This window comes from Janthinobacterium breve (genome assembly GCF_051380895.1).
In the GTDB taxonomy this organism is placed as follows: Bacteria; Pseudomonadota; Gammaproteobacteria; order Burkholderiales; family Burkholderiaceae_D; genus Janthinobacterium.
This window is the reverse complement of record NZ_JBNYXY010000005.1, coordinates 164,230-178,123: the sequence shown is the minus strand read 5'-3', so window position 1 is coordinate 178,123 and position 13,894 is coordinate 164,230. Positions and strand designations below refer to the sequence as shown.

Sequence of the window (13,894 nt, the reverse complement as noted above, 5' to 3'; positions counted from 1 at the left end):
TTCTTCCCGCCTTATCACCCGGATTCCCCTGTAAAGTTCCATGATCGCCTGCCTGATCCCTGTCGCCCTGTTGCCGCATGTTTAATTCGCCCTATCAGCGCCTGCGCGCCAGCCTGCGCGTGCTGTACGGCTCGTCTATCTATGGCGCCTTGCTGCTGGTGGTGTTTGGCGGCCTGGTCGTGCCCGCCATTTTCGGCAGCTATCTGCTGGTTGGCGTGCATGAACGCCAGTCGGCGCGCACCAGCCTGAACGAGGCCTTGCAGCGCAATGCCGACATCCTGGCGCTGGGCATGCAGGAATCGCTGTGGAATATGAATGCGGAATCGGCCCATTCGCTGGTCGAGTCGGTGATGCGCGACCGCGCCGTGCTGCTGGTGAAGGTGCTGGGGCAGGGCGACACGGAATTCATCAGTCTGCAGGCGCCGCAGCGGCCCGTGGGCAATCTGTACCGCGCCGAGCGCGACATCCTCGTGCGCGGCGAACGCATCGGCCACATCGTCGTCGAGATGGACGATGCGCGCAGCCAGCAGGAGCTGCACGAAAAGCAGATGTCCTATATTTTCGTGCTGGGCGCGCAGCTGGCCGTGTCGATGGCGCTGATCGTGCTGTTCCTGAACCGCCGCCTGTTGAAACCCCTGCGCCGCCTGACGCGCTTTTCCGACCGCCTGTCGCACGGCGATTTCGACACGCCGCTGGCCTCGCACAGCAATGACGAGCTGGGGCGCCTGACGGCCCAGCTCGAGCAAATGCGCGCGGCCATCGGCCAGCTGTTCGAGGATGTGGGTCAGCGCGAAGAGCGTTTCCGCACCATCGTCACGCAGGTGCCGGGCGCCGTCTTCCGCTACCGGCCCGACGGTCCCATCGATTTCGTCAGCGACGCCATCGAGGACATCGCCGGCTATCCGGCGCGCCAGTTCATGCGCGGCACCACGCATGCCTGGGCCGACCTGATCTGCCCGGAAGACCGCCGCGAGCACCGCCGCGGCGTGCGCCAGGCGGTGCTCGAGGTGCGGCCGTATGCGCTGGAATACCGCATCATCGACGCTTTCGGCATCGAGCGCTGGGTGGCCGAGAATGGCCAGCCGCAGGCGGGCGAGCAGGGCGTCATCTGGGTTGACGGCATCATTGCCGACATCAGCCAGCGCAAGCACCACGAGATGCGCATCGAGGCGCTGCTGACGGAGCAGAGCGCGATCCTGGACAACGTGATGTTCGGCGTGATGTTCGTGCGCCACCGGCGCATCATTTCCGTCAATCGACGCTGCGAGGAGCTGTTTGGCTACGGGCATGGCGAGATGACGGGCAGTTCAACCGCCATCGTGTTCATGACGTCGTATGACTTCGAAGAGGCGGGCGAGCGCCAGTATCCGGCGCTGGCCGCTGGCGGCGATTTCAGCGAGGAGCGCCAGTACAAGCGCCGCGACGGCAGCCTGTTCTGGGCGCTGGTCAGCGGCTGCGCGCTCGATCCGCTGCGCCCCAACGAAGGCAGCATCTGGGTGTATGCCGATATCACGGCGCGCAAGGAAGCGGAAGAAAAGCTGCGCCTGTCGGCCACCGTGCTGGAACATATCGCCGACGGCGTGATGGTCGTCGACGCGCATGGCATCATCGTCACCGTCAATCCCGCCTTTACGCAGATCACGGGCTACAGCGAAGCGGAGGCGCTGGGCCGGCATTCGTCGCTGAACCGCTCGGCGCGCCACGACGCGGCGTTTTACGAGGCCATGTGGCACGAGCTGAAGGCCAGCGGTTTCTGGCGCGGCGAAATCTGGCACCAGCGCAAGAACGGTGAGATTTACCTGGAGTGGCTGACCATCAGCGCCGTGCGCGACGCGCGCGCCGACACCACGCATTACGTGGGCGTGTTCAGCGATATCACCTTGATCAAGGAGTCGCAGGAAAAGCTCGACCACATGGCGCACCACGATCCGCTGACGGCGCTGCCGAACCGCCTGCTGTTCCACGACCGCCTGCAGCACGCCCTGCTGCGCGCCGCGCGCGAGCACGAGCAGCTGGCCGTGCTGTTCATCGACCTGGACCGTTTCAAGAATGTCAACGACACCCTGGGCCACCATGTGGGCGACGAATTGCTGCAAAAGGTGGCGGGCCAGCTGGCGGCCCGCCTGCGCGAAGGCGACACGCTGGCGCGCCTGGGCGGCGACGAGTTCATCGTGCTGCTCGAGCGCGTCGATGGCGAGTACGGCGCCACGCAGGTGGCGGAAAAGCTGATGACCATGTTCGACCAGCCGTTCACGGTGGCCGGCCACGAATTGTTCGTCACCTGCAGCGTGGGTATCAGCCTGTATCCGGACGATGCGCTGGACTTGAACATGTTGATCCGCAATGCCGACGTGGCCATGTACCAGGCCAAGGCGCGCGGGCGCAATGGCTACCGCTTCTATGCGCCGTCGATGACGGGCGAGGGCGTCGAACGCCTGCGCCTGGAAACTTTTTTGCGCCGCTCGATCGAGAAAAATGAGATGTTCCTTAATTACCAGCCGCAGGTGGAAATCGACACGGGCCGCCTGGTCGGCGTCGAGGCGCTGGTGCGCTGGAACCACCCGGAATTGGGCCTGGTGCCGCCGGTGCGCTTCATCCCGCTGGCCGAGGACAGTGGTTTCATCAACCAGCTGGGCAAATGGGTGCTCGACGAAGCCTGCCGCCAGATGATGCGCTGGCAGGCGCAGGGCTTGCACGTGCCGAAGATGGCCGTCAACCTGTCGGTGAAACAGTTCGAGCGGGGCAGCATCGCCGGCATGGTGGCCGACATTTTGCAGGAAACGGGGCTGGAGCCGCAGCGCTTGCAGCTGGAAGTGACGGAATCGGTGATCATGAACACGGGCGACGCGCTCGGTTTCATCAACGATTTGCATGCCATCGGCGTGGGACTGGCCATCGATGACTTCGGCACCGGCTATTCCTCGCTCGCCTATCTGAAGCAGCTGCCCGTGCAGACGCTGAAGATCGACCGCTCCTTCATCAAGGATATCTCGACGGACGTGAACGACGAAGCGATTGCGATTGCCATCATCCAGCTGGGCAAGAGCATGCACTTGTCGGTGATTGCCGAAGGCGTGGAGACGGAAGAGCAGGCCGCCTTCCTGCTGCGCCATGGCTGCAAGCTGGCGCAAGGTTATTTTTATAGCCGCCCGGTGCTGGCACAGGATATGCTGGAGCGCTGGATCGATCATTCACCACTATAAAGGACAGTCATGGCCGCACAATCCTCCCCGTCGCGCCGCCGCTTCCTGCTCGGCGGCCTGGGTCTCGGCGTGGCCGGCGTGGGCGCCCTGGTGCTGGGCTGGGGCGTGCTGCCGCCGCGCCAGCGCCTGCACGGCAACGCGCCGCTGCCGCTCCAGGATGGCGCCGTGGCGCTGAATGGCTGGCTGGCCATAGGCACGGATGGCATGGTGATCCTGGCCATGCCGCGCAGCGAGATGGGGCAGGGCGTGCACACGGCCTTGCCCATGCTGGTGGCCGAGGAACTCGACGTGCCTTTGAGCAGCGTCAAGCTGATCCAGGCGCCCATGGACAAGATCTTCGGCAATGTGGCCATGCTCAAGGATAGCCTGCCGTTCCACCCGGACGACCAGGGCCGCCTGAAGGCGCTGGCCCAGTGGACGGTGGCCAAGGCGGCGCGCGAACTGGGCGTGATCGTCACGGGCGGTTCGTCCAGCGTGAAGGATGGCTGGGGCCCCATGCGCGAGGCGGGGGCGTCGGCGCGCGCGATGTTGGTGGGGGCCGCCGCCGCGCAGTGGCAGGTGCCGGCCGCGCAGTGCCGCACGCAGGATGGCGCGGTGATCCATTCCGATGGCCGGCGCGCCAGCTACGCCAGCCTGGCGCAGCGCGCCGCCGCCATCGACCCGGGCACGCCCGTGCTGAAACTGCCCCAGGATTTCAAACTGATCGGCCAGCCGGCGCCGCGCCGCGACACGCCGTCGAAAGTGAATGGCAGCGCGCGTTTCGGCATCGATGCGCGCCCGCCCGGCATGCTGTACGCGGCCCTGCATTTGCCGCCGCGCCTGGGCGATATCCTGACCGCGTTCGATGCGGCACCCATCCTGGCCATGCCCGGCGTGACAAAAGTGCTGGACCTGACGCCGCACCTGGCGCAGCGCAGCGTCTCTTGTGCCGCCGTGGTGGCCGACACCTGGTGGCGCGCGAAACAGGCGGCCGCTGCCTTGCCGACGCAGTGGAAGGCTGGTGCGCAAGCGAACCTGTCCAGCGCCGGCGTGTATGCGGAGTTTGCCCGTCTGCTCGACAGCGAAGCGGGCCATGCCTACCACGCCAGCGGCGAGGTCGAGGGCAAGGCCGTGCAGGGTTTGCGGCAGCTTACCGCCGAGTACCGCGCGCCGTTCCTCGCGCACGCCGCCATGGAACCCGTCAACTGCACCGCGCAGGTAAAAAATGGCAAGGTGATGCTGTGGGTCTCGACGCAGGCGCCCGGCATCGCCGTCGAGGTGGCGGCGAAGGTGGCCGGCGTCGATGCGAAGGATGTGGCCATCGAAGTGCTGCTGCTCGGTGGCGGTTTTGGTCGCCGCCTAGAAGTGGACATGGTGGCGCAAGCCGTGGCCATTGCGCTACAGTGCGATGGCGCACCGGTGCAGCTGGTGTGGACGCGCGAGCAGGACACAACGCACGATATGTACCGTCCCGCCGCGTTGGCGCGCTTTGCGGCACGCCTCGATGAACATGGCCGCATCGCTTCCTGGGACAATAAATCCGTCAGCGGTTCCATCACGCACCAGTTTCTGCAGCGCAATTTCGGCTTGCCCGGCGCGGGGCCGGACAAGACCACGGCCGAAGGCGAATTCGACTTGCCGTATGAAATCGCCAACCAGCGCATCGCCCACGTGATCGCCGACAGCCCCGTGCCGATCGGCTACTGGCGCTCGGTGGGGCATTCGCACAACGCATTCTTCAAGGAAAGTTTTATCGATGAACTGGCCCACGCGGCGGGGCAGGACGGCATCGCCTTCCGCCGCGCCATGCTGCTCAGGCATCCGCGTCACCTGGCCGTGCTCGATGCGGCGGTGGCCAAGGCGGGCAGTCCGCCGCCCGGCCATGCGCATGGCGTGGCCTTGCACCAGTCGTTCGGCAGCATCGTGGCGCAAGTGGCGCAAGTGTCCGTGGAAAATGGCGAGATCCGCGTGCAGCGCGTGGTGTGCGCCATCGATTGCGGCATCGCCGTCAATCCGAACATCATCGCCCAGCAGATGGAGTCGGCCGTGCTGTTTGGCCTGTCGGCGGCGCTGGGCGGCGAGATTACCTTCAAGGATGGCAAAGTGGAGCAAAGCAATTTCCACGACTATCCCGTGCTGCGCATGGGGCAAACGCCCGAGGTGGAAACCATCATCATCGCCAGCGCCGGGCATCCCGAAGGCGTGGGTGAACCGGGAACGCCGCCCATCGCGCCGGCCGTGGCCAACGCCGTATTCAGTTTGACGGGGAAACGGCTGCGCAGCCTGCCACTGCGCCTGGCTTGAGGTGGCTCAGGCCAGGGTGGCGGCCAGTAAGTGACGCAGATTGCAATCGCGCTGCCAGTCGCGCCGCTCCTGCGTGCTGCCGGCCAGCGTCGCCAGTTCATCCCCGCTGAGGGCTTGCTGCGCCTGCACCATGCGGTGCGCCAGGCCGCCGTCGGGCAGCACCGTGCCGAAGAAGGCCACGTTGTCCTCGCGCTGGATCAGCAGGGTGGGGAAGTTGTCGATGTCGAGGTCGCCCACCACGTCGGCCTGGTCTTCGATGTCGATCCAGACGAACACGGTATCCGGATGGCGCGCGGCCAGTTCCTCGAACGTGGCGCGGTAGCTGCCGCAGGTGCCGCACCACAGCGCGCACAGGCAGGCCACCGTCCAGCGCGGGCCGGCCAGGGCTGCCGCGACGTCGGCGCGGTTATCGGTCGTGAGGGTCAGGCTGTGCATGGCTGTATATATTAGTAGGCGGATGGGCGCGGGGCGCCCGATGCGCGTATTCTACCTTGCCCGGCCCCCTCAGTCCTGAGAATGCATGAGCTTGTTTAGCGGTGTTTTTTGATGTAATACACCTTTCTGGTGGATAATGCTGATAATTGCGCGCTGATTACGCTGGTCCATGCTGTTTCCTGGTCCTGCAGCCTGACTCCTCCAGTCTGTTTTCATGTCCTGCCCGGTGTCAGCGCAGCCCCGCCTTTGTTTATTTTTATTATGGAATTAGCCAGCTTATGTTGAGTTACCGCCACGCCTTTCACGCGGGTAATCACGCCGATGTGTTGAAGCATTATGTGCAGATTCAGTTGTTGCAATATCTGAATCAAAAAGATACCGCCTATAGTTATATCGATACCCACTCCGGCGCGGGTGTGTATGCGCTCGACGGTGGTTATGCTGCGAAAAATGCCGAGTACGAAACGGGCATCGCGCCCCTGTGGGACCGCACGGACTTGCCGGCCTCGCTGGCCGAGTACATGAAGCTGATCAAGGAAATGAATCCGAGCGGCAAGATGCGCTACTACCCGGGGTCGCCGTACTGCGCCGACAAGGTCAGTCGTGAGCAAGACCGTCTGCGCCTGTTCGAACTGCATCCTGCCGATGCCAAGATTCTGGCTGACAACTTCCGCAAGGTCGAGGCGCATGCGCTGGCCCAGGGTGAGCGTCCGAGCGTGCGCGGCAAGCGCGTGCTGATCACCAAGGCTGACGGCTTCCAGAGCCTGAAAGCCCTGCTGCCGCCGCCATCGCGCCGCGCGCTGGTGCTGATCGACCCGCCGTATGAAGACAAGATGGATTACCGCAAGGTCAAGGACACCCTGGCCGACGCCCTCGTGCGCTTCCCTTCAGGCATCTATGCCGTCTGGTATCCGGTGCTGCAGCGCATGGAATCGCGCCAGTTCGCCGACAAGCTCAAGCAATTGCCCTGCTCGGACTGGCTGCACGTGACCCTGACGGTCAACACGCCGTCGCCGGACGGTTTCGGCTTGCACAGCAGTGGCATGTTCATTTTGAACCCGCCGTACACCTTGGAGCCGATGTTGCGCGAAGTCATGCCTTACCTGGTGAAGGTGCTGGGCCGCGACGATGGCGCGAAGTTCGTGCTGGAGACGGGCAAGGGCGGTCAGAGAAATACGGGTACAAGAAGAGTGTAGTCATCCTCGACTTGGCAGTACTGCAATAAAAAACGCCACGGTTGATGCGACCGTGGCGTTTTTTTATGGGCGAGCGATTACTGTCCCAACAACAAGAACACGGTCGGCTTCTTGTGGAAGTCGGGCGCCTTGCCTGCCGCCAATTGTTTCTTCCACTGCCCGCCGTTCCACGTCTGCACGCTTTCCGTGTCCAGGCTCAGGTCGGTGGCGACGCAGATCAACGTGGAAGGTGCGCATTGCGCCACCAGCGCTTCGAGCATGGCGGCGTTGCGGTACGGCGTTTCGATGAATAGCTGGGTCTGCTTTTCAGTGCGCGAACGCACTTCCAGTTCCTTGATGCGCTTGGCGCGCAGGGCCGCATCGGTGGGCAGGTAGCCGTTGAAGGCGAAACTCTGGCCGTTCAAGCCGCTGGCCATCACGGCCAGCAGGATCGACGACGGGCCCACCAGCGGGCGTACTTTAATGCCGTGCTGATGCGCCAGGCGCACCAGGTCGGCGCCGGGGTCGGCCACGGCGGGCACGCCCGCCTCCGAGACGAGGCCCGCATCGCGTCCCGCCAGCAAGGGCGCCAGCAAGCCGGCCAGCGCTTGCGCCGGAGTATTCACATTCAGTTCGGAAATGGTGATTTCCTGCAGCGGCTTGGCCAGCGGATGCTGGTTGCCGATCAATTTCAGGAAGGCGCGCGCCGTCTTGGCGTTTTCCGCGACGAAATAATCGAGCTGCGATGTGATCTGCCGCACCTGCTCGGGAATGATGTGGGACAGCGGATCGATAGCGCCTTCGGACAGGCCAAGGTGGTTGGGGATCAGGTACAGGGTGCCGGTCATATTATTCGCTTTGTATTGGCCGGGGTCAGTCCCTTCGGGATCGGAGTGCGCTCCACTGGAGCGCACTCCCCCGTCGGGTCTGACCCCAGGGTGATTAAAATGTGAAAAATGCCACGCCCGCCTTGCGCAGCATGCTAGTGAGGGCGATCAGCGGCAAGCCGGTGAGGGCGGTGGGGTCAACGCTGTCGATGCGTTCGAGCAGGGCGATGCCCAGGCCTTCATTCTTGGCGCTGCCGGCGCAATCGTAAGGTTGCTCGATGCGCAAGTAGGCGTCCAGCTCGGCATCGGGCAAGTCGCGCACGGTGACAAAGGTCTGGATATCTTCCACTTGCGCCACGGCGGGCGCGTGGCGCCCGTCGAGCAGGCACAGGGCCGTATGGAACACGGTCTGGCGCCCGCGCATGGTTTGCAGTTGCAGCAAGGCGTTGCTGTGGTTGCCCGGCTTGCCGATCTGCGCGCCATCCAGGGTGGCGACCTGGTCGGAGCCGATGACGAGGCTGCCAGGGTAGCGGTCGAGCACGGCCTGCGCCTTGGCCCGGGCCAGGCGCAGGGCCGTGGTGCTGGGGCTTTCACCGGGCAGGGGGCTTTCGTCGAGATCGGGCACGGCCACCTCGAAAGGCAGACGCAGGCGTTCCAGCAGTTCCTTGCGGTAGGTCGAACTCGATGCAAGAATCAAGCGCAATGGGGCGGAAGTTGGTATCATTCGGTAGTGGATGGCGGCCGGCATGGCCGCGTTGGTCGATATCAGGGGAATTTTACGCAAATTCCAGGGCGCAGGGCCCATAACTGAGGCCCCATGCGGCATGACGATATTGATGAGTTGATAACTGAGTTTGTCACTGAGTTTGTCGCGAATACGGCAATCAAGTCGTCAAAAAGATGCTAAGGCTTTGACTCGGCGCTGAAAACCCTGTTATTATCGCAGGTTTTCCGGGGAAATTTTCTACCAATGAATGCTTTTGTGATCGACGCCTTTGATTTTTGTCGTATCAGCGGGAGCCGCGAGGGTGTAACTCCTGTCGCTGAAATGACCCGGTTGACCAAGGATTGTGCAGATGCTTCCGGCGAGATCGCCTGGAAGATCGTCGGCAGCACCAGCAAGCTGGGCTACCCACAACTGACCTTGTCGGTCAACGGCACCGTTCAGCTGGTTTGCCAGCGCTGCCTGGCCCCGTATGCTTACGCAATTGATTCGACGACTACTCTGATGCTGGGCAAGGATGACGAGCACGCGGACGAGATCGAAGAAATCGTCAACGATGAAACGATCGACGTGATCGTCGGCAGTCGCAGCATGGATGCCGCGGCCCTGATCGAAGATGAAGCCTTGCTGGCCCTGCCGCAGGTACCCAAACACGACGTCTGCCCCGATACGGCGCAGCTCGATGCTCTCAAGACTGAAAAGAAGTCGCCGTTTGCGGCACTGAAGGACTTGAAGCCAGAATAAAGCAGTAAAGAGGTCCTTTAATATCGGTAGCGAGCGGGCAGCGCAACAGGTTTTCTAGGTTCTCGTGTCAAGAACGTGTCAAACGCGTGTAGTAATCGAGTATGGCAAGTGTAGTGAAATGTAGTGTAATAAACGATGTCGGTCCGGGCTATTTTCGGGTAGTCTTTGCCGCTGGGATACTCGATTCGCATGTATTTGCCAATCGATTGTGCTAAAATTTTAGAACTTATGTATTAGGAGTCATCATGGCAGTTCAACAGAACAAGAAAACCCCTTCCAAGCGCGGCATGCACCGTTCGCACGACTTCCTGGTCGCGCCGCAATTGAGCGTCGAGCCAGTTACCGGCGAAACACATCTGCGTCACCATATCAGCCCTAACGGCTTTTATCGTGGCCGCAAAGTGTTGAAGACCAAAAACGACGAGTAATCGACGTTTTTGTTGGGTAAGATGAAAGCGGTGTTGCGTGGTTATTCGGCGTGGCGCCGCTTCTTCTTTTTTATCGGCTGCAATTCATCTTGCACACCCGTCATTTTGAATCACGCTGTCCAGGTCTGTGCATGACATGTTGCGCCCTGCATATGCTCCAGTCCGATTCACATCTTGCCGCACGCCCGCAGCGGTATTGAATCAACACAAATGACAATCAAAATTTCTATCGACTGTATGGGCGGAGATCATGGTCCCTCAGTCACTATCCCCGCAGCAATTTCCTTCGTAAAACATGAGCCTGAAGCCGAACTGATCCTTGTTGGATTGGAAGACGTGATCCGTGCCGAACTGAAGAAACATAAAGCCGACACGCACCCGCGCCTGTCGGTATTGCATGCCTCCGAACAAGTTACCATGGACGATCCCCTGGAAGTGGCCCTGCGCCGCAAGAAGGATTCCTCCATGCGTGTGGCCATCGAACAGGTCAAGAGCGGCGCGGCGCAAGCCTCCGTTTCCGCCGGGAATACGGCAGCCCTGATGGCCGTGTCGCGCTATGTATTGAAAACCATGTCCGGCGTCGATCGCCCGGCCATTTGCAGCATCTTGCCGAATCAAAAGAACGGTCCCACCTACATGCTGGACCTGGGTGCCAACGTCGATTGCGAACCGCATCACTTGCACCAGTTCGCCATCATGGGCTCCGTGCTCGTTTCCGCCATGGAAGGCATAGCACGCCCGACGATCGGCTTGCTGAACGTGGGCACGGAAGATATCAAGGGCAATGAAGTGGTGAAACTCACCTCGAAGCTGCTGCAGGCCGACCACGAGCGTGGCGCGCTGAACTTCTACGGCAACGTGGAAGGCAACGATATCTTCAAGGGCACGACCGATATCGTCGTCTGCGACGGCTTTGTCGGCAATGTCACCCTGAAAGCCATCGAAGGCCTGGCGCGCCTCATGAAGGACGTGCTCACTTCCGAATTCAAGCGCAACCCGATCACCATGCTGGGCGCGCTGATCGCCCGCGGGGCCTTGAAAGCCATCGGCAATCGCCTGAATCCTTCGCGTTACAACGGCGCCAGCCTGCTGGGCTTGCGTGGCCTCGTCTTCAAGAGTCATGGCAGCGCCGATGCCTATTCGTTTGAATGGGCCTTGCGCCGCGCCTTTGATGCGGCAAAAAATGACGTGCAAGCGCACTTGGCCAGCCTGATCGCCGAGCTGATGCCGCGCACGCCAGTACCGGACGAACCTACATCAACAAGCTCTACCATTTAGTGGACGGGTACTTGCATGACTGTTTTTAGCAAAACTTACAGCAAAATTATCGGCACCGGCAGCTACTTGCCGGAGAAGCGCGTCACCAACCAGGACTTGACTGAACAGCTCGCCGCCAAGGGCATCGAGACGTCGGATGAATGGATCGTCTCGCGCAGCGGCATCTCGGCGCGCCATTACGCGGCGCCGTCGCAAAACTCCTCGGACCTGGGCGTGGAAGCGGCCAAAAAAGCCCTGGAGATGGCGGGTCTGAGCGGCAACGACCTGGACCTGATCATCGTCGCCAGCTCGACCCCCGATTTCTTCGGCAGCTTCCCCAGCACGGCCTGCATCGTGCAGAGCAAGCTGGGCATCACGAATCACTGCGCCGCCGTCGACGTGCAAGCCGTCTGCAGCGGCTTCGTGTATGCAGTTGCCACCGCCGATAGTTTTATTCAATCTGGCATGCACAAGAATGTGCTGGTGATCGGCGCCGAAGTGTTTTCGCGCATCCTCAATTTCGATGACCGCGGCACCTGCGTGCTGTTCGGCGACGGCGCCGGCGCCATCGTCATGACGGCCTCCAGCGAGCCAGGCATCCTGGCCACCAAGCTGCACGCGGACGGCCGCCACTCGAACATCCTCAGCGTGCCGGGCAGCGTGGCTGGCGGCGCGCTGGCCGGTAGCGCCTTCCTCTACATGGATGGCCCGGCCGTGTTCAAGCTGGCCGTGTCCGTGCTGGAAAAGGTCGCGCACGAAGCATTGGCGCACGCCAATATGACGGCGGACCAGATCGACTGGCTGATCCCGCACCAGGCGAACATCCGCATCATGAACAGCACGGCCAAGAAACTCGGCTTGCCACTGGAAAAGATGGTCGTCACCGTCGACCAGCATGGCAACACCTCGGCCGCTTCGATCCCGCTGGCGCTCGACATCGCCGTGCGCGACGGCCGCGTCAAGAAGGGCGACAACGTCATGATGGAAGGCGTGGGCGGCGGCTTTACCTGGGGCGCCGTGCTGGCGCGCATGTAATCCCGCAATACTATTAAAAAAACGGAGTCAGCATGACACAATTTGCATTTGTTTTTCCAGGCCAAGGCTCGCAAGCGATTGCGATGCTCGACGGTTTCGCCGGCAACCCCGTGGTGGCCCAGACCGTGGCCGAAGCGTCGGACGCCCTGCAATTCGATCTGGGCAAGCTGATCGCCGAAGGTCCGAAGGAAGAGCTGGACCTGACCACCAACACGCAACCGGTGATGCTGACGGCAGCCGTGGCTTTCTACCGCGCCTGGCTGGCAGCCGGCGGTCCCGTGCCGAACGTCGTGGCCGGTCACAGCCTCGGTGAATACTCGGCGCTGGTCGCCGCCGGCGTTATCTCGTTCAAGGATGCCGTGCCGCTCGTGCGTTTCCGCGCGCAAGCCATGCAGGAAGCCGTGCCCGTGGGGCAGGGCACGATGGCCGTCGTGCTGGGCCTGTCGGATGACGACGTGCGCGCCGCCTGTGCGGAAGCAGCGGCGGAAAACCCGGCCCTGGTGGTCGAGCCTGTCAATTTCAATGCGCCTGCGCAAGTGGTCATCGCCGGCCATACGGCTGCCGTCGAGCGCGCCTGCGAGCTGGCCAAGGCCAAGGGCGCCAAGCGCGCCATGAAGCTGCCCGTCTCCGCGCCATTCCACTCGTCGCTGCTGAAGCCCGCTTCGGACCGCTTGCGCGACTACATGGCCGGCTTGAGCTTCTCGGCGCCGCAAATCGCCCTGATCAATAACGTCGACGTGGCCATCGTCAACGATGTCGCCGGCATCAAGGATGCGCTGGTGCGCCAGGCAGCCAGCCCCGTGCGCTGGGTGGAAACCATGCAGAAGGTCGCTCTTGATGGCATCACGCAAGTGATCGAGTGCGGTCCGGGCAAGGTCCTGATGGGCCTGGCCAAGCGCATCGATCCGGTGCTGGTGGGCGACGCCATCGTCGACCAGGCCTCGCTGGAACGCATTTTGACGCAGCTCAAATAAACATCAGATCGCGGCAGCCTGCCTGCCGCGCTTGCTTTTAAGGATACTCATGAATTTAGCAAATCAAGTCGTGCTGGTCACGGGCGCCTCGCGCGGCATCGGCCGCGCCATCGCCACCGAACTGGGCAAGCAGGGCGCCACCGTGGTTGGCACCGCCACCTCGGAAAGCGGCGCGCAAGCCATCACCGATTACCTGGCCGCCGAAGGCGTGGCGGGCAAGGGCCTGGTCCTGAACGTGACCGATGCGGCGCGCTGCGCGGCCGTCGTCGATGAAGTGCAGAAAACCTACGGCAGCCTGTCGATCCTGGTCAACAATGCGGGCATCACGCAAGACCAGCTGGCCATGCGCATGAAGGATGAAGAGTGGGATAGCGTGATTTCCACCAACCTGTCGGCCGTCGGCCGCCTGTCGCGCGCCGTGTTGCGCGGCATGATGAAAGCCAAAACTGGGCGTATCATCAACATTACGTCGGTGGTAGCCTCGTCGGGCAATCCGGGGCAAATGAATTACGCGGCGGCCAAGGCCGGCGTGGAAGGCATGAGCCGCGCCTTGGCGCGCGAAATCGGCAGCCGCAACATTACCGTGAACTGCATCGCCCCGGGCTTCATCGATACCGACATGACCAAGGCTCTGAGCGAAGAGCAGCACGCGGCCCTGTTGACGCAAATTCCCCTGTCGCGCCTGGGCAAACCGGAAGACGTGGCGGCGGCGGTGGCCTTTTTGGCCTCGCCGCAAGCGGCGTATATCACGGGCACGACCCTGCACGTGAACGGCGGAATGTATATGAATTGATGTGAAAGGTAGACGG

12 protein-coding genes are annotated in these 13,894 nt (G+C 62.4%); 9 read left to right on the top strand and 3 right to left on the bottom strand.

Annotated elements, in window-relative coordinates:
* Positions 1-77: 77 nt before the first annotated feature.
* Both ACQ4W0_RS11090 and ACQ4W0_RS11085 read left to right on the top strand, forming a co-directional pair.
* Complete coding sequence (locus ACQ4W0_RS11090; protein ID WP_436576770.1) at positions 78-3,203, top strand: bifunctional diguanylate cyclase/phosphodiesterase; 3,126 nt, start codon at positions 78-80, stop codon at positions 3,201-3,203.
* Positions 3,204-3,212: 9 nt separating this feature from the next.
* A complete protein-coding gene (locus tag ACQ4W0_RS11085) occupies positions 3,213-5,486 on the top strand; it encodes a xanthine dehydrogenase family protein molybdopterin-binding subunit (protein ID WP_436576769.1) in 2,274 nt (757 codons plus the stop codon).
* Between the two features lie 6 nt (positions 5,487-5,492).
* Here the strand turns inward: ACQ4W0_RS11085 and ACQ4W0_RS11080 are convergent, their stop codons facing one another.
* Positions 5,493-5,921, bottom strand: coding sequence for a thioredoxin family protein (locus ACQ4W0_RS11080; protein ID WP_436576768.1), 429 nt, complete (start codon positions 5,919-5,921; stop codon positions 5,493-5,495).
* Between the two features lie 278 nt (positions 5,922-6,199).
* On the opposite strand from ACQ4W0_RS11080, the gene ACQ4W0_RS11075 reads away from it, so the two are divergent.
* Positions 6,200-7,117 (top strand): 23S rRNA (adenine(2030)-N(6))-methyltransferase RlmJ, encoded by a 918-nt coding sequence (locus ACQ4W0_RS11075; protein WP_436576767.1) that lies wholly within the window; start codon positions 6,200-6,202, stop codon positions 7,115-7,117.
* Between the two features lie 77 nt (positions 7,118-7,194).
* On the opposite strand, the gene ACQ4W0_RS11070 is transcribed toward ACQ4W0_RS11075, so the two are convergent.
* Together ACQ4W0_RS11070 and ACQ4W0_RS11065 are read right to left on the bottom strand one after the other, a co-directional pair.
* Entirely contained in the window at positions 7,195-7,944 is a 750-nt protein-coding gene (locus ACQ4W0_RS11070) for an SAM-dependent methyltransferase (protein ID WP_436576766.1), read from the bottom strand.
* A 94-nt stretch (positions 7,945-8,038) separates the two neighbouring features.
* Entirely contained in the window at positions 8,039-8,647 is a 609-nt protein-coding gene (locus ACQ4W0_RS11065; RefSeq protein ID WP_436576990.1) for a Maf-like protein, read from the bottom strand.
* 246 nt (positions 8,648-8,893) lie between these two features.
* On the opposite strand from ACQ4W0_RS11065, the gene ACQ4W0_RS11060 reads away from it, so the two are divergent.
* The 6 genes from ACQ4W0_RS11060 (at position 8,894) to fabG (ending at position 13,878) form a co-directional block, all read left to right on the top strand.
* The gene (locus ACQ4W0_RS11060) at positions 8,894-9,391 is read left to right on the top strand and encodes a YceD family protein (protein WP_436576765.1); all 498 of its coding nucleotides are present in this window, start codon (positions 8,894-8,896) and stop codon (positions 9,389-9,391) included.
* Positions 9,392-9,636: 245 nt separating this feature from the next.
* The gene (rpmF, locus tag ACQ4W0_RS11055; RefSeq protein ID WP_010399517.1) at positions 9,637-9,819 is read left to right on the top strand and encodes a 50S ribosomal protein L32; all 183 of its coding nucleotides are present in this window, start codon (positions 9,637-9,639) and stop codon (positions 9,817-9,819) included.
* Between the two features lie 210 nt (positions 9,820-10,029).
* Complete coding sequence (gene plsX / locus ACQ4W0_RS11050; protein ID WP_436576764.1) at positions 10,030-11,097, top strand: phosphate acyltransferase PlsX; 1,068 nt, start codon at positions 10,030-10,032, stop codon at positions 11,095-11,097.
* Between the two features lie 15 nt (positions 11,098-11,112).
* Entirely contained in the window at positions 11,113-12,111 is a 999-nt protein-coding gene (locus ACQ4W0_RS11045; RefSeq protein ID WP_436576763.1) for a beta-ketoacyl-ACP synthase III, read from the top strand.
* Between the two features lie 32 nt (positions 12,112-12,143).
* Positions 12,144-13,085, top strand: a complete 942-nt coding sequence (gene fabD, locus ACQ4W0_RS11040; protein ID WP_436576762.1) for an ACP S-malonyltransferase — start codon at positions 12,144-12,146, stop codon at positions 13,083-13,085.
* 49 nt (positions 13,086-13,134) lie between these two features.
* Positions 13,135-13,878, top strand: a complete 744-nt coding sequence (gene fabG / locus ACQ4W0_RS11035; protein WP_035820245.1) for a 3-oxoacyl-ACP reductase FabG — start codon at positions 13,135-13,137, stop codon at positions 13,876-13,878.
* The last annotated feature ends 16 nt before the right edge of the window (positions 13,879-13,894 follow it).